The sequence below is a fragment of the Alcaligenes faecalis genome (assembly GCF_041521385.1).
In the GTDB taxonomy this organism is placed as follows: Bacteria; Pseudomonadota; Gammaproteobacteria; order Burkholderiales; family Burkholderiaceae_B; genus Alcaligenes; species Alcaligenes faecalis_E.
Genome location: NZ_CP168006.1, coordinates 1,156,934 through 1,179,895, shown reverse-complemented (window position 1 = coordinate 1,179,895; position 22,962 = coordinate 1,156,934). Strand labels below are relative to the sequence as shown.

The 22,962-nt window shown below is 56.8% G+C and carries 21 protein-coding genes and 2 tRNA genes; 12 read left to right on the top strand and 11 right to left on the bottom strand.

Features of this window, described 5'->3' with window-relative positions; translation table 11 throughout:
• The first annotated feature begins 1 nt into the window (after nucleotide 1).
• On the top strand, nucleotides 2-322 hold the full coding sequence (locus tag ACDI13_RS05365) for an NAD(P) transhydrogenase subunit alpha (RefSeq protein WP_009457776.1): 321 nt from the start codon (nucleotides 2-4) through the stop codon (nucleotides 320-322).
• Nucleotides 319-1,755, top strand: coding sequence for an NAD(P)(+) transhydrogenase (Re/Si-specific) subunit beta (locus ACDI13_RS05360; protein ID WP_316991035.1), 1,437 nt, complete (start codon nucleotides 319-321; stop codon nucleotides 1,753-1,755). The genes ACDI13_RS05365 and ACDI13_RS05360 overlap by 4 nt, the downstream gene beginning before the upstream one ends.
• Nucleotides 1,756-1,837: 82 nt before the next feature.
• On the opposite strand, the gene ACDI13_RS05355 is transcribed toward ACDI13_RS05360, so the two are convergent.
• The 3 genes from ACDI13_RS05355 to ACDI13_RS05345 form a co-directional block, all read right to left on the bottom strand.
• Complete coding sequence (locus ACDI13_RS05355) at nucleotides 1,838-2,173, bottom strand: hypothetical protein (RefSeq protein ID WP_316991036.1); 336 nt, start codon at nucleotides 2,171-2,173, stop codon at nucleotides 1,838-1,840.
• A 340-nt stretch (nucleotides 2,174-2,513) separates the two neighbouring features.
• Nucleotides 2,514-2,590, bottom strand: a tRNA-Arg gene (locus ACDI13_RS05350).
• 297 nt (nucleotides 2,591-2,887) lie between these two features.
• Nucleotides 2,888-2,964 (bottom strand) — tRNA-Arg (locus tag ACDI13_RS05345).
• A gap of 273 nt (nucleotides 2,965-3,237) precedes the next feature.
• On the opposite strand from ACDI13_RS05345, the gene ACDI13_RS05340 reads away from it, so the two are divergent.
• The gene (locus ACDI13_RS05340; RefSeq protein ID WP_316991037.1) at nucleotides 3,238-4,407 is read left to right on the top strand and encodes an alpha-hydroxy acid oxidase; all 1,170 of its coding nucleotides are present in this window, start codon (nucleotides 3,238-3,240) and stop codon (nucleotides 4,405-4,407) included.
• On the opposite strand, the gene ACDI13_RS05335 is transcribed toward ACDI13_RS05340, so the two are convergent.
• The 7 genes from ACDI13_RS05335 to ACDI13_RS05305 all read right to left on the bottom strand — a co-directional run bounded on the left by ACDI13_RS05335 (nucleotide 4,401) and on the right by ACDI13_RS05305 (nucleotide 9,080).
• A complete protein-coding gene (locus ACDI13_RS05335) occupies nucleotides 4,401-5,414 on the bottom strand; it encodes a glutathione S-transferase family protein (protein WP_316991038.1) in 1,014 nt (337 codons plus the stop codon). The genes ACDI13_RS05340 and ACDI13_RS05335 overlap by 7 nt on opposite strands.
• Before the next feature lie 14 nt (nucleotides 5,415-5,428).
• Nucleotides 5,429-6,028 carry an NAD(P)H:quinone oxidoreductase gene (gene wrbA, locus ACDI13_RS05330; RefSeq protein ID WP_316991039.1) on the bottom strand — a complete coding sequence of 200 codons (600 nt, stop codon included), beginning with the start codon at nucleotides 6,026-6,028 and terminating at the stop codon, nucleotides 5,429-5,431.
• Nucleotides 6,029-6,206: 178 nt separating this feature from the next.
• Nucleotides 6,207-6,614, bottom strand: coding sequence for a PaaI family thioesterase (locus ACDI13_RS05325; protein WP_316991040.1), 408 nt, complete (start codon nucleotides 6,612-6,614; stop codon nucleotides 6,207-6,209).
• Between the two features lie 6 nt (nucleotides 6,615-6,620).
• Nucleotides 6,621-6,935, bottom strand: a complete 315-nt coding sequence (locus ACDI13_RS05320; RefSeq protein ID WP_316991041.1) for an I78 family peptidase inhibitor — start codon at nucleotides 6,933-6,935, stop codon at nucleotides 6,621-6,623.
• Between the two features lie 58 nt (nucleotides 6,936-6,993).
• Entirely contained in the window at nucleotides 6,994-7,611 is a 618-nt protein-coding gene (locus ACDI13_RS05315; protein WP_316991042.1) for a DNA-3-methyladenine glycosylase, read from the bottom strand.
• Nucleotides 7,604-8,641: an adenosine deaminase gene (locus tag ACDI13_RS05310; protein ID WP_316991043.1), complete on the bottom strand. Its 1,038-nt coding sequence runs from the start codon at nucleotides 8,639-8,641 to the stop codon at nucleotides 7,604-7,606. The genes ACDI13_RS05315 and ACDI13_RS05310 overlap by 8 nt, the downstream gene beginning before the upstream one ends.
• Before the next feature lie 58 nt (nucleotides 8,642-8,699).
• On the bottom strand, nucleotides 8,700-9,080 hold the full coding sequence (locus tag ACDI13_RS05305; RefSeq protein WP_316991044.1) for a DUF423 domain-containing protein: 381 nt from the start codon (nucleotides 9,078-9,080) through the stop codon (nucleotides 8,700-8,702).
• Between the two features lie 92 nt (nucleotides 9,081-9,172).
• On the opposite strand from ACDI13_RS05305, the gene ACDI13_RS05300 reads away from it, so the two are divergent.
• The 8 genes from ACDI13_RS05300 (at nucleotide 9,173) to ACDI13_RS05265 (ending at nucleotide 19,360) form a co-directional block, all read left to right on the top strand.
• Nucleotides 9,173-10,177 (top strand): magnesium and cobalt transport protein CorA, encoded by a 1,005-nt coding sequence (locus ACDI13_RS05300; RefSeq protein WP_316991045.1) that lies wholly within the window; start codon nucleotides 9,173-9,175, stop codon nucleotides 10,175-10,177.
• 41 nt (nucleotides 10,178-10,218) lie between these two features.
• Nucleotides 10,219-11,820, top strand: a complete 1,602-nt coding sequence (locus tag ACDI13_RS05295; protein WP_316991046.1) for an acyl-CoA dehydrogenase family protein — start codon at nucleotides 10,219-10,221, stop codon at nucleotides 11,818-11,820.
• Nucleotides 11,821-11,922: 102 nt separating this feature from the next.
• Nucleotides 11,923-12,495 carry a thermonuclease family protein gene (locus tag ACDI13_RS05290; protein WP_316990799.1) on the top strand — a complete coding sequence of 191 codons (573 nt, stop codon included), beginning with the start codon at nucleotides 11,923-11,925 and terminating at the stop codon, nucleotides 12,493-12,495.
• Complete coding sequence (locus ACDI13_RS05285; RefSeq protein WP_316990800.1) at nucleotides 12,489-14,675, top strand: ABC transporter substrate-binding protein; 2,187 nt, start codon at nucleotides 12,489-12,491, stop codon at nucleotides 14,673-14,675. The genes ACDI13_RS05290 and ACDI13_RS05285 overlap by 7 nt, the downstream gene beginning before the upstream one ends.
• Nucleotides 14,675-15,652, top strand: coding sequence for an ABC transporter permease (locus tag ACDI13_RS05280; protein WP_316990801.1), 978 nt, complete (start codon nucleotides 14,675-14,677; stop codon nucleotides 15,650-15,652). Before ACDI13_RS05285 ends, ACDI13_RS05280 begins: the two co-directional genes overlap by 1 nt.
• Nucleotides 15,653-15,659: 7 nt before the next feature.
• Complete coding sequence (locus ACDI13_RS05275; protein ID WP_316990802.1) at nucleotides 15,660-17,114, top strand: ABC transporter permease; 1,455 nt, start codon at nucleotides 15,660-15,662, stop codon at nucleotides 17,112-17,114.
• Complete coding sequence (locus ACDI13_RS05270) at nucleotides 17,111-18,796, top strand: dipeptide ABC transporter ATP-binding protein (RefSeq protein WP_316990803.1); 1,686 nt, start codon at nucleotides 17,111-17,113, stop codon at nucleotides 18,794-18,796. The genes ACDI13_RS05275 and ACDI13_RS05270 overlap by 4 nt, the downstream gene beginning before the upstream one ends.
• Before the next feature lie 87 nt (nucleotides 18,797-18,883).
• Nucleotides 18,884-19,360 carry a DUF1178 family protein gene (locus ACDI13_RS05265; RefSeq protein ID WP_316990804.1) on the top strand — a complete coding sequence of 159 codons (477 nt, stop codon included), beginning with the start codon at nucleotides 18,884-18,886 and terminating at the stop codon, nucleotides 19,358-19,360.
• Here the strand turns inward: ACDI13_RS05265 and ACDI13_RS05260 are convergent.
• Complete coding sequence (locus ACDI13_RS05260; protein WP_316990805.1) at nucleotides 19,311-21,188, bottom strand: sigma-54-dependent Fis family transcriptional regulator; 1,878 nt, start codon at nucleotides 21,186-21,188, stop codon at nucleotides 19,311-19,313. The two genes, ACDI13_RS05265 and ACDI13_RS05260, sit on opposite strands and share 50 nt — an antisense overlap.
• A 242-nt stretch (nucleotides 21,189-21,430) precedes the next feature.
• Here ACDI13_RS05260 and ACDI13_RS05255 point away from each other — a divergent pair, with 242 nt between their 5' ends.
• On the top strand, nucleotides 21,431-22,957 hold the full coding sequence (locus tag ACDI13_RS05255; RefSeq protein ID WP_316990806.1) for an aldehyde dehydrogenase family protein: 1,527 nt from the start codon (nucleotides 21,431-21,433) through the stop codon (nucleotides 22,955-22,957).
• Nucleotides 22,958-22,962 lie beyond the last annotated feature (5 nt).

Sequence of the window (22,962 nt, the reverse complement as noted above, 5' to 3'; positions counted from 1 at the left end):
CATGGATATTATTTCTCCTCTGGTCATTAACCTGATCATCTTTGTTCTGGCCATTTACGTGGGGTACCACGTGGTCTGGACAGTGACGCCCGCTTTGCACACGCCTTTGATGGCGGTGACCAATGCGATCTCGGCCATCATTATTGTGGGCGGGATGCTGGCAGCGGCCCTGACCGAAAGCCCTTGGGCGCAGGCGATGGGCATTATTGCCACCGCGCTGGCCTCGGTCAACGTGTTTGGTGGTTTCCTGGTAACCCGCCGCATGTTGGAAATGTTTAAAAAGAAGGGCGCTAAAAATACGCCCAAGGAAGGGCAGTCATGATCTCCATGAATACCGTTACCTTGTGCTATTTGCTGGCCTCGGTGTGTTTTATTCAAGCCCTGAAAGGCTTGTCGCATCCGGCCAGTTCGCGTCGTGGCAATTTGTTCGGCATGGTGGGGATGGCCTTGGCCATTGCCACTACCGCTGTGCTGATCTATAGCCTGGCTCCTGCAGGCAAAGAGCTATCGGGCCTGTTGCGGGTGCTGATTGGTCTGGTGATTGGTGGCGTGCTGGGCACCGTCATGGCGCGCCGTGTCGAAATGACCAAGATGCCGGAACTGGTGGCCTTCATGCACAGCATGATCGGTCTGGCTGCGGTAGCCATTGCGATTGCCGTGGTGCTGGAGCCGGTGGCCTTTGGTATTGGTTCGGCCGAGTTTGCTCTTCCCATGGGTAACCGTGTGGAGCTGGCTTTGGGCGCGCTGGTCGGTGCCATTACCTTCTCCGGCTCGGTGATCGCGTTTGGCAAGCTGTCGGGCAAGTACAAGTTCCGATTGTTCCAGGGCGCACCCGTCACCTTTAAAGGTCAGCACATGCTGAACCTGCTGCTGGGCTTGCTGGCTTTGGCGTGCGGCGCGATCTTTGTGATGACGCAGGCATGGTGGGCCTTTGGTGTGCTGCTGGCCTTGTCCTTTCTGCTGGGTGTGATGCTGATCATCCCGATTGGCGGTGCGGACATGCCCGTGGTGGTGTCCATGCTGAACAGCTATTCGGGCTGGGCGGCAGCCGGGATTGGTTTTTCCCTGAACAACTCCATGCTGATCATTGCGGGCTCGTTGGTGGGTTCCTCCGGGGCGATTCTGTCCTACATCATGTGCAAGGCCATGAACCGTGCCTTCTTCAACGTGATTCTGGGTGGTTTTGGTGCCAATCCGGAAGCTGCAGCGGGTGGGGCAGATCAGGGCAATCGTTCGGTGAAGTCCGGTAGTGCTGACGATGCCGCGTTCATGATGAGCAATGCCGAGTCCGTGGTGATTGTGCCTGGTTACGGTTTGGCCGTGGCTCGTGCCCAACACGCTTTGAAAGAGTTGTCGGACAAGCTGACCAGCCAGGGCGTGAATGTGCGCTACGCTATTCACCCAGTGGCGGGTCGTATGCCTGGTCATATGAACGTCTTGCTGGCCGAGGCAGAAATGCCTTACGAACAGGTCTTTGAAATGGACGACATCAATAGTGAGTTTGCCCAGACCGATGTGGTGCTGGTTCTAGGCGCTAACGATGTGGTCAACCCGGCCGCCAAGAACGATCCGGCTTCGCCGATTGCGGGCATGCCGATTCTGGAGGCCTACAAAGCCCGAACCGTGATCGTGAACAAACGTTCCATGGCAGCCGGTTATGCTGGTCTGGATAACGAGCTGTTCTATATGGACAAGACCATGATGGTGTTTGGCGATGCCAAAAAGACCATCGAAGATATGGTCAAGGCGCTGTAAGCCCTTCGGGTTTTGGCGCTGGCAGTAAAAGGCGCTCTGGTTCCTTGCGAACCAGAGCGCCTTTTTGCTGGGCGGAGCGAACTCAGAACTTCGGGCCGGAGCGCAATTGCTCGCACATTTGCTGGCGTTGTTCGGCTGTGGCTTTCTGTAGATCCTGACGACCCCGACCCAGGCCTTGCTCAAAGGCTTTCTCAAAGTCCTCGTCATTCAAGCCCATGCTTTGAATGGAGGATTTCTGCTGTTTTTTCATTTCATCAAGCTGGGCCTGGTTGTAGTCACCACACACTTCGGCGGCAGCATGCATGGCTCCGCCCATTTGGGCCAGTTGAATGGCGGGGCTGCTGTCCTGAGCATGGCTATTGGCGCTGCTCAGAAGGAGGGCCGCTACAGGCAAAAGAAGTTTTGTGCGCTCAAACATGGTCAATCCTGTCGAATAAGAAGAGTTCCGCGCAGATTGTGTGGGTAAGCAGGAACAGGGAGGTCCTGTCTGGCGGAAGTCGCTACTTTACACTGTGTGCCCCTTTGCGATTTATGTCATCGGGGCAGGAGGGCGTTATGGCTATTGTGCCCGGTTTTCAATGACAGGGATTTGATTGGCCTGTGGGTGAGCAGTAGAAAGGAGAAGAAAGTGGCAGGCAAAGAAAAAGCCCTGATGACAATGTCATCAGGGCTGATCTTTTCAGAGTCCTATCCATTGGGTTTGACCCCACGAGTTCTAACTCTGGTCGTTGATTTCAACAAGGGAACCAACTGGAATATGGCGCGGCTGGCAAGATTCGAACTCACGACCCCTTGGTTCGTAGCCAAGTACTCTATCCAACTGAGCTACAGCCGCTAAAGAAGTGAAACTATAGCAGACTATTTATTCTCATGACAAGCCAAAAAAGCATTTTTCTTAAAATAAAGATGAAATTTTTTTGAAAATGCCAAGAAATAAGGCTTTGCTGGGGCGTGCGGAGCAGGGGGAGGCGGATTTAACCCGGCACTGTGTAGTGTTTTTAGTTTTTGGTATTGGCGATTGTACCGAGGCCAGCGTGCCTTGTCTGTGCCCTATCGTATTGCGGATGCAGGGGTGATGCTCGAGTAGAAAGCAAAAAAGCCATTTCCGAAGAAATGGCTTTTTTGCTGAATATGGCGCGGCTGGCAGGATTCGAACCCACGACCCCTTGGTTCGTAGCCAAGTACTCTATCCAACTGAGCTACAGCCGCTAAAGAAGTAGAACTATAGCACGGCTATTTTTACTTGTCACCAATATCTCAGTGCTTTTTAGCGAAATAGTCTTTTTTTGGATTTTTTATGTATGAAAACACTGGGAGGCCGCCAGTGGCAAGGTTTGCCGCTCTGCCAGGGCCTGGTCACGCTCAGTATGGCGCATACGAAGTAAAACAGAGAAGGCAGAAACTTCGCACTTTGGCCTCGGATGACTTGCCCCACAGGACACAAAGTCGCATTATTACGACATTGTTTTGGAGCCTACTGTAATGGATCTGTCGAAAATTACCTGCACTGAAGATTTCCGCTTGGTGGCTAAACGCCGTGTGCCCAAGATGTTTTATGACTACGCCGACTCCGGCTCCTGGACACAGGGTACGTATCACGCGAACGAGCAGGATTTTCACAAGCTGAAATTCAAACAGCGCGTGGCCGTGGACATTGACCACCGCAGTCTGAAAACCCAGTTACTGGGCCAGGATGTGGCCATGCCAGTCGCCATTTCGCCTACGGGTCTGACGGGTATGCAGCACGCCGATGGTGAAATGCTGGCGGCTTTGGCAGCACGGGATTTTGGCATTCCTTTTACCCTGTCCACCATGAGCGTGTGCTCGTTGGAAGATGTGGCCCAGGCTACCCGCGCCCCATTCTGGTTTCAGTTGTACGTGATGCGTGATCGCAGCTTTATTGAAAACTTGATTGCGCGTGCTAAAGCAGCTAATTGCTCGGCGCTGGTCCTGACTCTGGACTTGCAGGTTCTGGGGCAGCGTCACAAAGATATTAAAAATGGCCTGACCACGCCTCCGCGTCTGACTATTCCTAACCTGCTGAATCTGGCGACCAAGCCGTACTGGTGTCGCAATATGCTGCGCACACACCGTCGCAGCTTTGGCAATATTGTCGGCCATGCCAAGGGAGTGTCGGATTTGCGCTCCTTGTCCACGTGGACGGCAGAGCAATTTGACCCGACCTTGAACTGGAAAGACATTGAGTGGATCAAGAATGCCTGGGGCGGAAAGCTGATTGTGAAAGGCATTATGGATGCGGACGATGCGCGTTACGCCGTCGATAGCGGCGCCGATGCCTTGATCGTGTCCAATCACGGTGGCCGTCAGTTGGATGGCGCACCGTCATCAATTTCCTGCCTGCCTGCGATCAGCAAGGCGGTGGGCGACAAGATTGAAGTGCTGGTCGATGGGGGGGTCCGCAGCGGCCAGGATGTGTTGCGCGCCCGTGCCCTGGGTGCCCAAGGCGCCATGATTGGTCGTGCTTTCCTGTATGCCCTGGGTGCAGCAGGTCAGGCCGGCGTAGCCCGTTTGCTGAAACTGATGGCCAATGAGCTAGATGTATCCATGGCGTTTTGCGGCCGTACCGATATCAATCAGGTAGACCGCTCGATCTTGCTCAATCCTGATATTTTCGATCGTCCTGGTTACTGAAGACCGATATGCAAGGGCCCTGGCTGGACAGGTAAATGACCTCGTCCGTGGGGCCCGTTCAGATCCAGCACCGGGCCAGCCGGCACAATGCCTGTTGGGTTCAGTTGACGATGGCTGCTGTAGTAGTGGATCTTGATGTGATTCAGGCTGAGCGTGTCGGCCACGCCGGGCATCTGGTACAGCTCCAGCATGTAATTCCACAGGTTCGGATAGTCAATCAGACGGCGCAGATTGCATTTGAAATGATCAACATAGACGGGATCAAAGCGAATCAAGGTGGTGAACAGGCGCCAGTCGGCTTCGGTCAGTTGCGTACCGGCCAGGTAGCGTTGTTGGCTTAGGCGGACTTCCAGTCCGTCCAGACTATCGAACAAGCCATGAACCGCTGTGTCGTAGGCGGCTTGTGAGCGGGCAAAACCTGCTTTGTAGACCCCGTTATTGACGGTGTCATACACATGGGCATTGATCTTGTCTATTTCGCCCAGCAGCTCGACAGGTGCCATATCCAGGCTCCGCGCGCCCAAAGTATCAAAGGCGCTATTGAAAATGCGCATGATCTCGGACGACTCGTTATTGATGATCGTGCCGCGCTGCTTGTCCCACAGTACGGGGACGGTAACGCGCCCCGTAAATTGCGGGTCTGCCTTGGCATAGAGCTGATGCAGGAATTGAGCATCCATGACCGGGTCCGGCACCACGCCCTCTGCTGGTTCAAAGGTCCAGCCCTGATCGCCCATGATAGGGTTCACCACCGAGACGGAAATCAGTTTGTGCAGCCCTTTTAATTCGCGCATGATCAAGGTGCGATGCGCCCAGGGGCAGGCCAGCGAAACATACAGGTGATAGCGGTTGGCCTGGGCCGCTTGCGCTGCCTGGCCGTCCGGGCCGGGGCCACCATCGGCCGTAATCCAGTCCCGGAAGGCAGACTGGGCACGTTCAAAGGTATCGGACTGGGTGTTGCTGACAGGCTCTTTGCTATGCCATTGTCCATCTATCATCATGCCCATCTGTGTACTCCGTTTCAGCCTTTGAGCTTGATTGCAATTTCAGCGATATGACGGCCCTGGTAGCGTGCGCCGTCCAGTTCGTTCTGGCTGGGCTGACGAGAACCGTCGCCACCGGCAATGGTGGAGGCGCCGTAGGGGCTGCCACCGGTTACCTCATCAATCAGGGTCTGACCGGCAAAGCTGTAGGGCAGGCCCACCACGATCATGCCAAAGTGCATCAGGTTATGAATAATGGACAGCAGTGTCAGCTCCTGCCCGCCGTGTTGGGTGGCGGTAGACGTAAAGGCGCCGCCTACCTTGCCATTGAGTGCGCCACGCGCCCACAGACCACCGGCCTGATCCAGAAAACTGGCCATTTGCGAGCTGATGCGCCCGAAACGGGTGCCAGTGCCCACGATAATGGCGTCGTAATTTTCCAGGTCGGCAATGGTGGCGACCGGAGCGGCTTGATCCAGCTTGAAATTCGCTTTCTGGGCCACCGCTTCCGGGACCAGTTCGGGGACACGCTTGATATCTACCGCCGCGCCAGCACTTTGTGCTCCTTCGGCCACTGCTTGAGCCATTTTTTCTACGTGGCCATAGGCGGAGTAATAGAGAACCAGGACTTTTGCCATTTCAACTTCTCCAGTAAAGCGATCAACGAGGAATCGGGCGGGGTAGGGCCCCAAGGCAATGCTGGGGCACAGGTGCTAGGACGATGATAGTCGGGCCAGGCTTGCTCTGACAAACGGTTAGGCGCACTGTTTTGTGTCAGAGTCTGTCTTGAAAATCGGGTGGGTGTTTAGGGCGGAATCAGCCCGGCAGGAGCGCGTAGGTGGTGGTGGCGTGAGCCGCCAGCCTGCCTTGCTCGTCCAGCAGCTTGATGTCGCCAAAGACCATGCTTTTGCCACGTTTCAGCACCTGGGCGTGTACCAGCACATCCCCTTGGCTGACCGGGCGGACAAAGCTGGTGTTCAGTGAAACCGTGGTCATGGGGCGAAACTCGCCCAGGCTTTGGCTGACCGCCAGCACCATGGCGGTATCGGCCGCCGCCATATACACCTGACCGCAGACCACACCGGCCACGTGTGTCAATTGATCCGAAAAAGGCAGGCGCAACACAACGCCGTCTTCATTGACGTTTTCTACGCTCAGCTTGAGGGCTTGTACCCAGGGGGCGAACAGAGTGTCCAGCAAATGCTGGCTTTGGTCGTGAGTCATGGGGGATCAGCCGCAGTAAACAGAAATAATGCTGTTTTGTTCGTCTACGCGGATGTTCAGGCGGCTTGGGTCGTAGTCGGTGGTGTACATGCGGTCTGGGGCCAGTACGCGCGCTTTAGCGGCACCGGCTTGTTTAACCAGACGCTCAACCTGGCTTTTGCTGGCGGTCTGACCTGCAGGGCTCAGGGCGTCCGCATTGCATAGGCCAACAGGGTCGTCGCTGAACGAAGAGCTCGAGCCTGTTTGTGCGCTATTACCTGTGGCTGTGCAAGCAGTCAGCAAAATGGCGGGAAGGACGCTAAGTAGTACGGAGAGTCGCATGAGAAATCCTTAAAAGCAGCTAGTAAGCATTCAGCGTGAAGGATTAATAATACCTGTTCTAAGCGGGGCGTTTAAGGCCTTTGACACTGCGTTTTGTGGTGGCTTTGCCCGGTTTGACCGATACCTCCGGATGCTGGGCAATTGAGTAGCGCAAGGGCGCCTTGGCCCAGGCTCCTGCATAGTCCACGCCGATACGCGGGCTGATCAGGATTTGCTCGGGCGGTAGGGCCGGGGCGTCCAGTAAATGCAGCTCAGGGGCGCAGGCATCCGCACCGTTATAGGCCTTGTCGATACCCAGTCCTTTGCACAGACGCCCTGGGCCAGACAGGGAGAGGCCATCCTCAGGGGAAGTCCATTGTGCTGCCCGCAGCAAGACGGCCGTGCCGTCGCCGGGTACGCCACTGACGATATTCATGCAGTGGTGCAGGCCATAAATCAGATACACATAGGCGTAGCCTGCCGGGCCAAACATCAGGCGTGTGCGCTCGGTAATGCCGCGCCGGCTGTGGGCAGCCTGATCTTGAGGGCCCAAATAAGCCTCGGTTTCTACTATGGTGGCGCAGCGTCTGCCCCGTTCGTCATTCAAAACCAGGGTTTTGCCCAGCAACTCCAGGGCAACGTAACGCGGGTCACGGGCAAAGAAGGCTCTTGGTAGAGACAGCGTGGACTCAGTCATGTCCGGGGATCTGCTCCAGTTTGTTCAACCAGGCCTGTTTTTGTTCCTTGGGTAAAAAGGAGGAGCGCAGGCTATTGGCTGCCAGGGTACGCAAGTCGGCTTCTCGTAGATTCAGAGCCTGGGCGCTTTGCATATAGTTGTCCAGCAGATAGCCGCCAAAATAGGCCGGGTCGTCCGAGTTCACGCAAACATTCAGGCCGCGATCGAGCAAATGCTTCAGATTGTGCTGGTGCAGGCTGTCAAAAACCTTGAGCTTGATGTTGGACAGGGGACAGACCGTCAAGGAAATGGCGTGATCGGCCAAATATTGCATCAGGGCTGGGTCGTCCTGGCTGCGCACACCATGATCGATGCGCTCCACGTTCAGAAGTTGCAGGGCATCGCGTACATAGCTGGCTGGGCCTTCTTCTCCGGCATGGGCGACCAGTCTGAAACCTAGTTCTCGGCAACGGGCATAGACCTTCTCGAACTTGGCGGGCGGGTTGCCTTTTTCAGAGGAATCCAGGCCAATCGCAATCCACAGGTCGGAGTATTGGTTACGTAAGGGCAGGGCGGCGTCCAGAGTGGCAAAAGCGTCGGCTTCGCTCAGATGACGCAGGAAACTCAGGATCAGATAGCTGCTGATACCCAGGTCGGACTTGGCCTGGCGGGCGGCGCGGGCAATTCCGGCAAAGACGGTTTCCATGGCGATCCCGCGTGCCGTGTGTGTTTGCGGGTCAAACATGATTTCTGTATGCACAATGCCATCGGCCTGGGCGCGCAGAAAGTAGGCCCAGGTCATGTCAAAGAAATCCTGCTCGGTGATCAGGACGCCGGCCCCCGCGTAATACAGGTCCAGAAAGGATTGCAGGTCGGTGAACTGATAGGCGGCGTGCAGGCTGGCCTGATCGGGATAGGGCAGCGTCATGTGATTGCGCTGGGCCAGCTTGAAGATCAAGTCTGGTTCCAGTGTGCCCTCAATATGAAGGTGCAGTTCAGCCTTGGGCAGTTGGCGGGTAAATTCGCGTAAAGAAAAAGCGGAATCAGACACGGGGCGCTCCTGTTAAGCACACTATGCGCCCCATTATACGAAGGCGTAGACTCTGGGGTCAGGTGTCCTTGCCACGCCAGGCGGCTATTGCCAGACAGAGCCAGGCCAAGATCATGGCAACCCCGCCGATAGGGGTAATGGCACCTAGCCATTTCACGCCGCTCAGCACCAGAATGTACAAGCTGCCGCTGAATATCAGCACGCCAGCCAGCATCAGAATGGCGCTGCGGGACTGCCAGGCCATATTTAGTTGTGAGCCCAACGCGACAATCAGCAGCAGGCCCAGGCCATGCAGTAATTGATACAGCACGGCGGTATGCCAGGTCGCCAGGGCTGACGCCTCAACCATGGCGCGCAATGCGTGAGCGCCGAACGCGCCCAGGCCTACGCCCAGAGCCAGAATCAGTGCGCCCAGGCACAGGATGGATCGTGATTTCATGTCTTTCCTTGCAAGTCGCTGCAGTCGCAGCGCGGAGGGAGGCCAGTGCTATTATCGAACAAAAAAATGGGCTTTGTCTGCAAGGAGGCAGCATGCAAGAGATGGCTCCGGTTCCCCCAGATGCACAAGATATTGTGGTGGCTGCGTATCGCTATCAGTCTGGCCAGCCAGCGCAGGTTTTGGATATTCATCACCTTGCTGCACATGACCCCTTGCAGGATGGTTTTATCTGGATTGGTTTGAAAGACCCTGGCGAGGCCACCTTGCGCGAAGTGGGGGCGCAACTGGGTCTGCCAGACAATGCAGTTGAAGAGTTAATGGCTCCCCATCGCCGCCCCAAGTTGCTGGAGTTCAGTAATTGTCTGATTGTGGTGGCGGTGACTCTGGGCCTGAAAGATCTGCGCCCGCTGTTGGGTACGACCCAGATTTTGATTGCCCATGGCTTGTTGCTGACGGTGCGCCGTGGCTCCAACAGCAGTTACCTGCCCTTGCGTGCCCGTCTGGAAAGCACACCTGCTTTGCTGGCACGGGGCAGCGATTTTGTAGCCTCAGCGTTGCTGGATCTGATTGTGGACCAGTACCAGACTTCTTTGGAGCAGACCGAGAAGGCCGTGGAGGCCATTGAACAGCAGTTTCTGATTCGTGGTTTCAAGGAAAATGATGTGCGGCGTATTTATCGTTTGCGGCGCGATTTGCTGCGTGTCCATACGGCGGTATCGCCGCTGGCTGAATTGACGCGTCGCTTGTCGCGCATCGAACTTGAGTATGTCGATGCGGAAAGCAGGGCTTATTTTGCTGAGGTTTCAGACCGTATTGCTCGAACTGCCGAGTTTATTAATAGTCAGCGACAAGCCCTGGCTTTTGCCTTTGAAGGCGGCTTGATGATCGGGCAAATGCAGCAAACCGATACGACCCGCAAGCTGGCAGCCTGGGCGGCCATTCTGGCTGTGCCGACCGCCGTGGCGGGGATTTATGGCATGAACTTCAAGTACATGCCGGAACTGGAGTGGACGCTGGGCTACCCCCTGGCCTTGGGCTTGATGGGCAGCGTTTGCGGATTTTTGTATTGGAAATTCAAAAAGGCCAAATGGCTCTAGTCTGAAACAAAGAGCGACAAGGCCGAAATCAAGGAGGCGATATGAGTCTGGGACAGCAATTACAGAATCAGGTGCCGGATTTGATGAATGACGATCTGTTTGGCGAGGATCCGGCCCTGCAACAGTGGCAAAGCAAATTGGCTTCCAACAAGGCCCGGCAAGCTCTGGCGGACTACGGCCAGAAACTGGGCTCTGCTCATTGGCGCGGACAAGGTGCCTTGGCCAATCGTCAGCCGCCGCAATGGCGAGGCTGGTCTGCTCAAGGGCAACGAGTCGATCAGGTGGACTTCCATCCCGCTTGGCATCACTTGATAAGCCTGGGCATGGAGCAGGGCCTGCATATCTGGCCCCATCAGTCCGAGCCCGGCTTGCATCTACAACGAGCCATGGGCTTTTATATGCATGGTCAGATCGAGGCGGGCACCCTGTGTCCCTTGACCATGACACGTGCCGCAGCGCCCTTGTTGCAGTCTGATCCGTTTCAGGAGTGGGCGGCCAAGCTGGACATTAATCAGTACGATTCTTCTGACCAGTTGATGACAGAAAAAAGCAGCGTGCTGCTGGGCATGGGCATGACGGAAATGCAGGGCGGCTCTGATCTACGTGGCTGCACCACCGAAGCACACCCGGACGGGCAGGCTTTTCGTCTTTACGGGCACAAATGGTTTTTCTCTGTGCCGCAGGCGGACGGGCATCTGGTACTGGCGCGTGAGCACGAGCAGTTTTCCTGTTTCTTGATGCCGCGCTATACCGAATATGGCTTGAATCGCCGTTATATACGCAGGCTGAAAGACAAATTGGGTAATCGTTCCAATGCCAGTGCCGAGATGGATTTTGATGGTGCGCTGGCCTGGCGCGTGGGCCAGGCCGGTCGCGGTATTGCCCTGTTGGCTGCAATGGCGGCCCGTACCCGTATTGACTGCGTGTTGGGCAGCGCCGCCCTGATGCGGCAAGCCTTGGTGCAGTCTTTGCACTACTGTCAGCACCGACGCTGCTTTGGCAAACAATTGATCGAGCAGCCTTTGATGCAGGCGGTTCTGCTGGATATGAGTCTGGAAAGCGAAGCCGCCACTCATCTGGCTCTGTTTCTGGTGGACTTGCAGGAGCGGGTCGATGATCCTGTCGCGCAGGCGGTGTTGCGCGTGCTGGCCCCAGCCGCCAAGTTCTGGGTATGCCGTCGGGCCATCGCTCTGTGTGCGGACGCCATGGAAACCTGGGGCGGTAATGGCTATATCGAGGATGGCCCCATGCCGCGCTTGCTGCGCGAGGCTCCCGTTAACTCCATTTGGGAAGGCTCGGGCAATGTGATGTGCCTGGATGTGCAGCGCGCCTTGAGTCAGGAAGGCGTTTTGGAGGCCTTGCAGGCGGACTTGCGTGCCCGTACAGGGGATGATGCCGACCTGGGGCAGGTTGCACAGGATTTGTTGAGCACTGTTTCCCAGGCGGGAGGCCGTATCTGGACGCAGAAACTGGCCCTTCTGTACCAAGCCTGCCTGATGCGCCAGGTGGCTCCTGATGCCGTCGCGGATCTGTTTGCGACCCATCGTCTGCAACAAGGCCCCGCTGCCGTATTCGGGCTGGAAGGTGTGGAGCAGGCCTGCTGGTATTTGCATCGCATCTGGCCCCGTCTGCAAGCGTCTTGATGTGAGCCTGCCTACTAGGGACATTGCTCTGGACAGGCGGTGCGCAGTATCTATAATTTGTTAGCCTAGTTTCTGCTACCCGCCTGGAGTGTTGTCCGCATCATGACTGTGTTTTCCCTGTCCGGCTTTTCTTCTTTGACGCGGCGCACAGCCGTTTGTGCTGGCTTGACGGCTGTGATGGCTGTCTGTGCCTTGCCTGTTCAGGCTCAAAACTTCGAATTGACCGGACGCGTGGTGCGGGTGGCGGATGGCGATACGCTGACGATTCTGCCCAGCAATAACAGGCAGGTTCGCGTGCGTCTGGCCAGTATTGATGCCCCCGAAACCACCAAAGACAGCCGTCGTCCTGGTCAGCCCTTTGCGGTGGCCTCGCGGCGCTTCTTGTCGGATTTGGTCTCCGGCAAGCACTTGACCCTGTCTTGCTATGAGAGCGATCGACACGGTCGTGCCGTATGTGATGTCCTTTTGGCTGATGGTGAAACCGCTAATCAGAAGCTGGTACAGGCTGGTATGGCGATGGCCAATCGGGAAAAACGGGGTCGCTTCTTGCGTGATCCGCGTATCGACCAACTGGAGCGCGAGGCCAAAGAAGCCCGTGTGGGCATCTGGTCCGAGCCCAACCCAGTGCCGCCATGGAAATGGCGCTATGACTGCTGGCGGCAAGGGCAATGTTAAGCCTTTGGCGGTGGGGCGGGTTGGCCCTGTTGTGTGTCGGATTGGTAGCCTGCTCCAAGCCCGTTAACAGCCCTTATCACGAAGAAAGCGCAGCAGAAAACACGTTGTACAGCGCGTTCACGACCCGTTCCCCCAATCACCTGGATCCGGCCTTGTCCTATTCTGGTGATGAGACGCCGTTTACCTATTCGATTTACGAGCCGCTGTACGGCTACCACTATCTGGACCGTCCCTATCGCCTGATCCCCAAGACGGCAGCCGAGTTGGTCGACCCGGTGTATTTGGATGCGCAAGGCAAGCGTCTGCCTGCCGATGTGCCGGGAGAGCAGGTGGCCATCAGCCGTTATGACATTCCCATCAAGCAAGGCATTCGCTTTCAGCCGCATCCGGCCTTTGCCTTGGATGAGCAGGGCGAGTTCTACTATTACCCCATGCGGGCGCCGGACTTGAATGACGCCTTTAGCATTGCTGACTTTGCTCATACTGGCTCGCGGGAGTTGACGGCTCACGATTATGTTTATGCCTTCAAACGTTTGGCCAGCCCGCGTTTGGCTTCGCCTGCATTGGGGGTGATGGCCGAGCATATCCGTGGCTTCAAGGAGTTCAGCGACGAACTGGCCCGGATCGACAAGCAGGAGCCGCGTGCGCAATGGTTGGATCTGCGGCCCTTTAGCTTGCCGGGTGTGCGGGCTCTGGATAAACATACCTTGCGTATCGAGGTCAATGGCAAGTATCCGCAGTTCAAGTACTGGCTGGCCATGACTTTTACGGCTCCTATGGCTTGGGAGGCCGAGCGTTTCTATAGCCAGCCACGCATGGCACAGCACAATCTGACGCTGGATAGTTGGCCGGTGGGCACGGGCCCATTCATGCTGACGGAGTCCTTGACCAACCGCCGCCATGTGTTGAGCCGCAATCCCAATTACCGGGGCGAGCCCTACCCGTGTGTGGGCGAGCCGGGTGATCAAGCAGCCGGTTTGCTGGAGGATTGCGGTAAACCCATGCCTTTCCTGGACAAAGTGGTGTTCTCTTTGGAAAAAGAAGGCGTACCTTTGATGGGCAAGTTCCTGCAAGGCTATTACGACATTCCGCAGGTGGAGCGGGGCGAGTATGGTGTGGCCATGACTGTAGCGGCACAGGATTCGGTTGATAAAGCCAATCTGTATCAGGAGCGCGGTTTGCAATTGCGCACGGCTCCTGAAGCGCAATTGTTTTATATGGGCTTTAACTGGCACGACCCGGTGGTCGGTCAGGGCGACACCCCCGAGCAGTTCGAGAAAAACCGCAAGCTGCGTTTGGCCATCAGTATTGTGTTCGACTGGGAACAGTACGTTTCCATTTTCATGAATGACCAAGGGCAAGCCGCGCATGGGCCCTTACCGCCCGGCGTGCCGGGTTATCAGCCCTTGCCCCAAGGCGCCAACCCCTACGTCTACACCAAGGACAATGGTGTGGTGAAACGTCGCAGCCTGGACGAAGCACGCGAGTTGCTGCGGCAGGCCGGTTATCCCGGTGGACGGGATAGTCGAACCGGCAAGCCCTTGATCCTGTATTACGACTCCATGATGGGCATGGGGTCGGATGCCACGGTGGACTGGATGCGTCGTCAATTAGCCCAAGTGGGCTTGCAACTGGAAGTGCGTGCCACCGACTACAACCGCTTTCAGGACAAGATGAAGCGTGGTGCGGCCCAGTTGTTCTTGTGGGGATGGGTAGCCGACTACCCGGATGCTGAAAACTTCTTCACCTTGCTGTATGGTCCCCAGGCCAAAAAAGATTTTGGCGGTGAAAACGCCGCCAACTATCAAAGCGCGGAGTTTGATCGTCTGTACGAGCAGATGCGCTTTTTGAATGACGGCCCGGACAAGCAGGCGGTGGTGCAGCAGATGATTCATCGGGTTCAGCATGATGCCCCCTGGATGTTCGGCTATGTGCCCAATGCGGGCGGGGCGTATCAAAGCTGGGTGCGCAATGCCAAACCGTCCATGATGGTGCGCGACAGCATCCAGTATTACCGTATCGACCCCGAACAGCGCGTTGAGCGCATTGATCGCTGGAACCGTCCTGTCTGGTGGCCTGCCATACCGTTGGGCTTGCTGGCCTTGATGTTGCTGTGGGTGGTGCGCTCGCAGGCGTTGGCTCGTCGGCGCCATGTGGCTTTGCGCAAGGAGAAAGACTGATGTTTTCCTATGTGCTGCGGCGCATTCTGTATGGCGTGCTGATTCTGATCGGGGTCAATTTGCTGACCTTCGTCTTGTTTTTTGCCGTCAATACGCCGGACGATATGGCCCGTTTGTCCATTGGTGGTCAGCGCGTCAGCCAAACTGCCATTGAAAACTGGAAGGCTGAGCGCGGCTACAACAAACCGCTGTTTTATAACGCTCAAGCCGAGGGCAGCAACGCGTTGACCGACACGATTTTCTACGAACGCTCGGTTCCCTTATTGCGCCTGGACTTTGGCTTGTCTGATCAGGGGCAGGATATTGCCTATCAAATCAAGCAACGCATGGGGCCCAGCCTGGCGCTGGCCCTGCCCACCTTCTTTTTAGGTTTATGGGTGTGTATCAGCTTTGCCTTGCTGATGGTGTTTTTCCGGGGAACCCGACTGGATTTCTCAGCCGTCGTGCTGTGCGTGGTGCTGATGTCCATTTCGGGTCTGTTCTACATCATTGCCGGGCAGTGGCTGTTTGCGCGGGTGCTGCGCTGGGTGCCGTTCTCGGGTTGGGTGGAAGGGATGGATAACTGGCGCTTTCTGGTCTTGCCGGTGCTGGTGGGGATTTTGTCGCGCATTGGCGCGGAGTCTCGCTTTTATCGCAGTTTGTTCCTGGAAGAGGCCAGCCGTGACTACGTGCGTACGGCACGTTCCAAGGGCCTGACGGAGTCCTCCGTTTTGTTCCGCCACGTGTTGCCCAATGCGCTCTTGCCCATTCTGACGGGCACCGTATCGGCTCTGCCCTTGTTGTTCATGGGGAGCCTGATTTCCGAGTCTTTTTTTGGTATTCCGGGCCTGGGCAGCTTCACCATTGATGCCATCAATGCTCAGGACTTCTCCATTGTGCGTGCCATGGTGTTTTTAGGATCGATGCTTTATATCGCTGGTTTGATTTTGGCTGATATCTCCTACACCCTGGTCGACCCCCGCATTCGTTTCAGTTGAGCCCGCCATGCCACAGTTCGTCTTTCTTTGGACCGATACCTTCGTGCTGGCACTGTTTTTGGCCATGGCGGTCTATACCTGGCGTGTCGTCAAGCGTCCCGCTTTGCGCTCGGCCTGGGCCAGTGTGGCGCGTACACCTTCGGCCATGTGTGCTGCTGTTTTTCTGTTGTTTTTCCTGTTGGTTGGGCTATTGGATTCCATTCATTACCGGCCGCTCTTGCCAGCGGCTCCGGGGCAGGAGGCCAGCACACCCAGTTATGCGCCTGTGGCCCGATCGGCACTGGATGATGTGTTGAAAGCGGCAGGTCTGAGCAAGGTTGAAAAAACGTATTCGGCTCCCTTGGCGCGTTTTCAGTTGACCAAGGAAAGCATGTTGATTGACGGCAAGCCTGTGCGCGATTTTCCGCGCCTGGTCAATGCCGGGGTAGGCATGGATACGCCAGAGGAGCACCAACAGGATATTCTCCAGCTCAGTCTGAAAGGCTTGATCTGGGGACTTCTGGGCAGCGTGGCGCTGGCTGTCTTGCTGACACTTTGGGGGCGCAAGCAGTCCATGGAGCCGGGTTGGGGCGCGGCCTGGCGCTATTGGTGGCAGGGGCAGGGCTTAGTGAATTGGCGGCTGGTCTGGTTCAGCGCCTGCGCGCTGGTGATAGGGCTGTGCCTGATTCTGAGCCTGAGCGCGAATTACTATGTGCTGGGCACCGATCGCACGGGTAACGACATCATCTGGCAGGCTTTGAAAAGCGTGCGCACTGCCTTGGTGATTGGCACCTTGACGACCTTCGCCATGCTGCCACCGGCCATTATTCTGGGTTTGGCCGCTGGCTACTTCCGGGGCTGGGTGGATGATGTCATTCAATACATTTACACCACACTGACCTCCATCCCCGGCGTGTTGCTGATCGCTGCTTGCGTTCTGATGATGCAGGTCTATATCGATACCCACCCCGACAGCTTTGATACCGTGGCTGCCCGCGCTGACCTGCGTTTGTTCATGCTGTGTCTGATTCTGGGCCTGACTGGCTGGGCGGGCCTGTGCCGCCTGCTGCGTGCCGAGGTGTTGAAACTGCGCGAGCTGGACTATGTTCAGGCTGCCCAAGCTTTTGGTGTGGGTCATCTGCGCATCATGTTCCGGCACCTGCTGCCTAACGTCATGCACATTGTGCTGATCACCCTGATTCTGGAGTTCTCTGGCCTGGTGCTATACGAGGCCGTGCTGTCTTATCTGGGCATTGGTGTGGACCCCAGCATGCCTTCCTTTGGACGCATGATTGATGCCGCCCGTAGCGAACTGTCCCGCGATCCGATTATCTGGTGGGGGCTGGCCGGGGCCTTTGTGATGATGCTGGGGCTGGTTCTGTCTGCAAACATTTTTGCTGATGCGGTGCAAACAGCTTTTGATCCTCGTACCCGCCGCTTCAAGGCTTGGCGAGTACGTCGTCCAGGAGGAGCCAAGGTATGAGCCAGCTTGAGAACGTCTCCGCCGTGAAGCCCTCCGCCATGCCTGCTGTGCTGAATATCGAGGGTCTGGAACTGCGCGTGCAGTCCGATGCGGGTGTGCAAAGTGTGGTGCGCAATCTGTCTTTGGCCGTGCAGCGCGGTGAAACCTTTGCTTTGGTGGGGGAGTCTGGCTGCGGCAAAAGCATGACAGCCATGGCGATTCTGCGCCTCTTGCCCGAAGCCGCCTGGATGCAGTCCGGTCATATTGCCTTGGACGGGCTGGAATTGCCGCCTTTGCCTGAACAGCACATGCAAGATGTGCGCGGCAAACGCATCAGCGTGATTTTTCAGGAGCCGTCCACCAGCCTGAATCCGGTCATGTCGATTGGCCGGCAGATCAGTGAGGTGATTCGTCGTCATGATGTGGCTCCTGCAGGGCAGGAAAGGGCAAGGGCCATCAAATGGCTGGAGCGAGTCGGCATTCCCGGTGCTGCCCAGCGTTACGACGATTTTCCGTTTCAGTTTTCCGGTGGCCAGAAGCAACGCATCATGATTGCCATTGCTTTGGCGGCGGAACCTGATTTGCTGGTGGCTGACGAGCCAACCACCGCGCTGGATGTGACGGTTCAGGCGCAGATTTTGCAATTGCTGGCTGATATACAGAAAGAGATGGGCCTGGCGATCTTGTTGATCACGCACGATTTGCTGTTGGTAAAGCAGTACGCCGACTATGTGGCCTTGATGCGGCATGGGCAAATTGTGGAAGCGGGACTGGCCAGCCAGTTCTTTTTGCGCCCTAGCCATCCGTATGCCCGTGAATTGCTGGACGCTATTCCCACGTTTGAAAAGCGTGGGCGACCCTTGTCCCGTGCCATTGCACCTATCGAGGCGGTAGCACCGCGCAATAGCGGCAAAGAGCGGGTGCTGGATATTCAGAACCTGTCTGTTTCCTATAAGCAGGCTGGTTCCTGGTGGCGGCGCTTGCCCGTGATTCCTGTGGTCAAAGACTTGAGCCTGCAACTGCACAAGGGCGAAACCCTGGCTTTGGTCGGCGAGTCGGGCTGCGGTAAAAGCACGGTCGCACGTACCTTGATGCGCTTGCTGGATCATCAGGCGCAGATCAGAGGTCAGGTGCAGATGCAGGGGCAGAATGTTCTACAAGTGAAAGGCAAGGCCTTGCGGCAATTGCGCTCCCGTTTGCAGATCATTTTTCAGGATCCGTATGGGTCGCTGGACCCGCGCATGATGGTGGGCGATATCCTCTTGGAGGGCCTGACGGCGCTGCGTCCCGAACTGGATGCCAAGGCGCGTCGCAAGCGAATTGAAACTTTAGTGGACCAAGTCGGTCTACCCAAGAACGCCCTGGATCGTTACGCGCATGAGTTCTCTGGTGGACAACGACAGCGCATCGCCATTGCGCGCGCCTTGGCGGTCGAACCCACCGTTCTGATTTGCGATGAACCCACCTCGGCCCTGGACGTATCCGTACAAGCGCAGATTCTGGATTTGATGCGCGAATTGCAGATGGAGTTGGGTCTGGCTTATTTGTTCATTACCCATAATTTCGGGGTCGTGGAGTATCTGGCTGATCGAATTGCTATCATGGCCAAGGGGCGTATCGTGGAGCAGGGCAGTGCACAGCAGGTTCTGTTCCATCCACAGGAAGAATTGACGCAGCGTTTGCTGGCCGCTGTGCCCCGTTAAGCCTTACCGCATGCCGGGCCTGGCATCATCGGTCCGGTACTTCCATGTCACCCTACGGCGGCTTGTCCGCCCATCGATAGACACATTATGAGTTTGAAGGTTTTTGATCTTGAGTGCGAGCACGGCCATGTGTTCGAGGGTTGGTTTAGCTCACGCGAAAGTTATGATGAGCAAATCAGTCGTGGACTCTTGTGTTGCCCTGTCTGTGATAGCCACGAGGTCAAACGCAAACTTTCGGCTTCACGTATCAATGTGGGTGCGCAAGAAAGCGGCAGTGCTCCTGTCAGTACTCCCGTCCCACCACCCTTGCCGTCAACCATGCCCACCGAAGCGCAAATGCGGGCGATGCAAGGCCAGCTCTTGCAAGAGCTGCGCTCGGTGATCCGCCAGTCGGACAATGTAGGTACCCAGTTTGCCCAGGAAGCGCGCCGTATGCATGAAGGCGATATTGAGCCGCGCGCCATTCGAGGTCAGGCTACCGTGCAGGAGTATCAGGAGTTGGCCGACGACGGCATTATTGCCATGCCGATTCCTGATTTTCTGGACGATGATCATCTGCAGTAAATAGCTGCGACATTTCTTTCAGCCTGCGATGCAAGGTGCTGCGATGCAGGCCCAAGGCGCGTGCCGCTTGGGAAATATTCCCCTGATACTGCTCCAAAGCCTGTTGCACGGCGGCGTACTCCTGCTCCTTCAGGGTTTGCGGCTTGGAAGCGGCAAAGGAGCTTGCATCTGTTATGTTTTTGCTTTTTGGGGTGGCGGGTTCTTGGGCCAGCACCGGGTGTTCGATATTCAAACACGGCAGGGTCGGCAAATCCTGGGTCAACCAGAGCCGCCCTGGCGCATCTTCCACAATGATTTGCAGCAGCACTGATCGCAACTGGCGGTAATTGCCCGGCCAATCGTAATCCTGCAGGGTTTGCAGGGCGTCGGGGTGCAGTTGGGGTGTGGCCTGCCCGTGTGCCAGAGTGGCCAGCTCCTTTGAAATGTAGTCGCCCAGATCCTTGCGTTCTCTGAGGCTAGGGACCGTGCAGATATAGTCTTGTAGCCGGAAGTACAGGTCGGCACGGAAGTGGCCATCCCGTACCCGTTTTTCCAGTGGCTGATGGCTGGCACTGATCAACTGGAAGTCCAGTCGGTGCGTGCGCTCCGAACCCAGGGCCTGAACTTCGCGTTCTTGCAAAACCCGCAGCAGACGGCTTTGCAAACCGACCGGCATATCGCCAATCTCATCCAGAAACAGTACGCCGCCGTGTGCTTGCCGTAATTTGCCCGCATAGCCCTGGCGACGCGCGCCGGTAAACGCACCGGCTTCATACCCGAACAACTCGGCTTCGATCAGGGTTTCGGGCAGGGCGGCGCAGTTAATCGCCACAAAAGGACCGGGCTGCGACTTGTGACGGCGATGCAGCTCACGCGCCATACGCTCCTTGCCCGAGCCGCTGGGGCCGCTGAGCAAGATGGACAAGCCCATTTTCATGGCCCGTAAAGCCGGTTCCAACGCCTTTTCCTGCTGAGGGGACAGTTGCGTTGTTTCTGCTGTCTCCGCCCGAGCCTGCACCGCACGAGCCGGAGCCGGGGCTTTGGCCACCGTACTCAGGTGCAGCGCCACGGGGCGACTCGTATTCTTCGCCTGTTCCAGTACCGAACGTAAATCCTGGCCGGGCAGCTCTTGCCAATCCTGGCGCAACATGCGGGCGGCCAACTCATCGGCAGCCACAATCGTGTCGTCCTCCAGAACCAGTCGACCACTAAAAGCACTATTAAGCAAACCAGGATCGGTATGCAGGTGCAGAAGGCGGCGGGATGAGGTACACAGCGATTCCAGCATCTGGCGGCTGATTTGGCGCGCGTACAACTGCGCCAAATCCAGCGCGTAGTGATGCTCCAGCTCCGAAGGCCCGGAAATATCCAGCACCCCAATGATCTGACCGTAAGGGTCGTGGATGGGAGCAGCATGGCAGCTCAGAATCCGGTTGTCAGGCAGATAGTGCTGGCTGCCGTGAATCTTGATGGGCTGGGCGCAGAACAGGGCGGTGCCAATTGCATTCGTACCGCGATGGTTTTCGGCCCAGCTAACGCCAGCACGCAAGGCAACCTGCTCGGCCCGCTGCAGAAAATGTGGATCGCCCGCCTGTTGCAACACCGTGCCCTGCGCGTCGCACAATAAAACCAGACTGCGATGCGGGTGCACGAGCGCCGCCAGATCCTGTATCGCTGCTGAGGAATGATGCAGCAAGTGATGCTGCTGTTCCAGTAACTGTCGCAGGGCGCCTTGGCTCATGTCCCTGGGTTCCGCGCTTAATTCTGACTTCATCGTTTGACAACGCTCCCAGGACTGACGCCACATGGTTTCGTTGGTCTGCGGGCAAAACGAGTGTAGAGAAGTCATGAATGTGCTCCGGGAGGGGTGTCGCATTTTGCGACAGTGCTCGCTTTTTGCGACAGTGGCTGTCGCAGCTTGCGACTGGAGGTCGTTCCATTATGGAGGTGGGCAGGCTCAGGAGCGAGTCGGGACAATCGCTAGTTAGCTTGGCACGCTATTTGCTTTAGTAAAACCAAGATAAAGGAGAACCTTGCCTTTTTCTACGGTGCGCCTTCGGTGACACCACATTAACTAATAAAGGAGACATCATGAATCTGTCCGATCTCAAATCCATGGGCCTGGATCTGGAATTCCCCTTCAAGTCCCGTTACGACAATTACATTGGTGGACGTTGGGTACCGCCGGTCGAGGGTGAGTATTTTGATAACGTCTCCCCCGTCACCGGGCAAGTGTTTTGCCAGGTCGCCCGATCGGGCGCAGCGGACATCGACCTTGCTCTGGACGCGGCGCACAAGGTGCGTCATCAGTGGGCCAACACACCGCCTGCCGAGCGTTCTGCCGTCTTGCTGCGCATTGCTGACCGTATCGAGCAAAACCTGGAACGTCTGGCGGTTGCCGAAACGATCGACAACGGCAAACCCATCCGTGAAACTCGTGCTGCCGACTTGCCCTTGGCTGTGGACCACTTCCGTTACTTCGCCGGTTGCCTGCGCGCACAAGAAGGCAGTATTTCGGATGTGGACAGCACCACGGTTGCCTACCACTTCCATGAACCTATCGGCGTCGTCGGCCAGATCATCCCCTGGAACTTCCCGCTGCTGATGGCCGCCTGGAAACTGGCTCCTGCCCTGGCCGCTGGTTGCCCTATCGTCCTGAAACCCGCCGAGCAAACCCCCGCTTCCATTTTGCTGCTGATGGAAGTCATCGGCGATCTGTTGCCTGCTGGCGTACTGAACGTCGTCACTGGCTACGGTAAAGAAGCTGGCCATGCCTTGGCCAACTCCAAGCGCATCGCCAAAATCGCCTTCACCGGCTCCACCCCCGTTGGCCGGGAAATCCTGCACGCGGCTGCCGACCGCCTGATCCCCGCTACGGTCGAGTTGGGCGGCAAAAGCCCCAACATCTTCTTTGAAGATGTGATGCAGGCTGATGATGCTTTCCTGGACAAAGCCCTGGAAGGCTTGAGCATGTTCGCCCTGAACCAAGGCGAGATCTGCACATGCCCATCGCGCATCCTGATTCAGGAGTCCATCTACGAACGCTTTATTGAGCGTGCTGTCGAGCGAGTCAGACGTATTCAGACCGGCAATCCGCTCAATGCCGGGACAATGGTGGGCGCGCAGGTGTCCGAGAAACAGATGGAGCGCATCCTGGGTTACATCAATATCGGTCGTGAGGAGGGCGCACAAGCCTTGACCGGTGGCGAACGCAATCGTCTGGGCGAAGGCCTGGATAATGGCTACTACATCAGCCCCACCATGCTGCTGGGTAAAAACAGCATGCGTACCTTCCAGGAAGAGATCTTCGGACCGGTGGCCGCCGTGACCACCTTCAAGGACGAAGAAGAAGCTATCGCCATCGCCAACGACACCGAGTTTGGCCTGGGTGCTGGCGTCTGGAGTCGCGACGGCTCGCGTGCCTATCGCGTGGGCCGTGGCGTTGAAGCTGGTCGCGTCTGGACCAACTGCTATCACCTGTATCCGGCTCATGCCGCCTTCGGTGGCTACAAGCAATCCGGCATTGGCCGCGAAACCCACAAGATGGCCCTCAATAACTACCAGCAAACCAAGTGTCTGCTGGTCAGCTACAGCCCGAACGCCCTGGGCTTTTTCTGATCTCT

Coding starts and splice junctions, on each gene's coding strand:
- ACDI13_RS05360 (WP_316991035.1), top strand. CDS start 319: ATGATCTCCATGAATACCGTTACCTTGTGCTATTTGCTGGCCTCGGTG.
- ACDI13_RS05290 (WP_316990799.1), top strand. CDS start 11,923: ATGACTGTGTTTTCCCTGTCCGGCTTTTCTTCTTTGACGCGGCGCACA.
- ACDI13_RS05340 (WP_316991037.1), top strand. CDS start 3,238: ATGGATCTGTCGAAAATTACCTGCACTGAAGATTTCCGCTTGGTGGCT.
- ACDI13_RS05335 (WP_316991038.1), bottom strand. CDS start 5,414: ATGGGCATGATGATAGATGGACAATGGCATAGCAAAGAGCCTGTCAGC.
- ACDI13_RS05265 (WP_316990804.1), top strand. CDS start 18,884: ATGAGTTTGAAGGTTTTTGATCTTGAGTGCGAGCACGGCCATGTGTTC.
- ACDI13_RS05275 (WP_316990802.1), top strand. CDS start 15,660: ATGCCACAGTTCGTCTTTCTTTGGACCGATACCTTCGTGCTGGCACTG.
- ACDI13_RS05325 (WP_316991040.1), bottom strand. CDS start 6,614: ATGACTCACGACCAAAGCCAGCATTTGCTGGACACTCTGTTCGCCCCC.
- ACDI13_RS05365 (WP_009457776.1), top strand. CDS start 2: ATGGATATTATTTCTCCTCTGGTCATTAACCTGATCATCTTTGTTCTG.
- ACDI13_RS05300 (WP_316991045.1), top strand. CDS start 9,173: ATGCAAGAGATGGCTCCGGTTCCCCCAGATGCACAAGATATTGTGGTG.
- ACDI13_RS05295 (WP_316991046.1), top strand. CDS start 10,219: ATGAGTCTGGGACAGCAATTACAGAATCAGGTGCCGGATTTGATGAAT.
- ACDI13_RS05305 (WP_316991044.1), bottom strand. CDS start 9,080: ATGAAATCACGATCCATCCTGTGCCTGGGCGCACTGATTCTGGCTCTG.
- ACDI13_RS05255 (WP_316990806.1), top strand. CDS start 21,431: ATGAATCTGTCCGATCTCAAATCCATGGGCCTGGATCTGGAATTCCCC.
- ACDI13_RS05280 (WP_316990801.1), top strand. CDS start 14,675: ATGTTTTCCTATGTGCTGCGGCGCATTCTGTATGGCGTGCTGATTCTG.
- ACDI13_RS05260 (WP_316990805.1), bottom strand. CDS start 21,188: ATGACTTCTCTACACTCGTTTTGCCCGCAGACCAACGAAACCATGTGG.
- ACDI13_RS05315 (WP_316991042.1), bottom strand. CDS start 7,611: ATGACTGAGTCCACGCTGTCTCTACCAAGAGCCTTCTTTGCCCGTGAC.
- ACDI13_RS05320 (WP_316991041.1), bottom strand. CDS start 6,935: ATGCGACTCTCCGTACTACTTAGCGTCCTTCCCGCCATTTTGCTGACT.
- wrbA (WP_316991039.1), bottom strand. CDS start 6,028: ATGGCAAAAGTCCTGGTTCTCTATTACTCCGCCTATGGCCACGTAGAA.
- ACDI13_RS05355 (WP_316991036.1), bottom strand. CDS start 2,173: ATGTTTGAGCGCACAAAACTTCTTTTGCCTGTAGCGGCCCTCCTTCTG.
- ACDI13_RS05285 (WP_316990800.1), top strand. CDS start 12,489: ATGTTAAGCCTTTGGCGGTGGGGCGGGTTGGCCCTGTTGTGTGTCGGA.
- ACDI13_RS05270 (WP_316990803.1), top strand. CDS start 17,111: ATGAGCCAGCTTGAGAACGTCTCCGCCGTGAAGCCCTCCGCCATGCCT.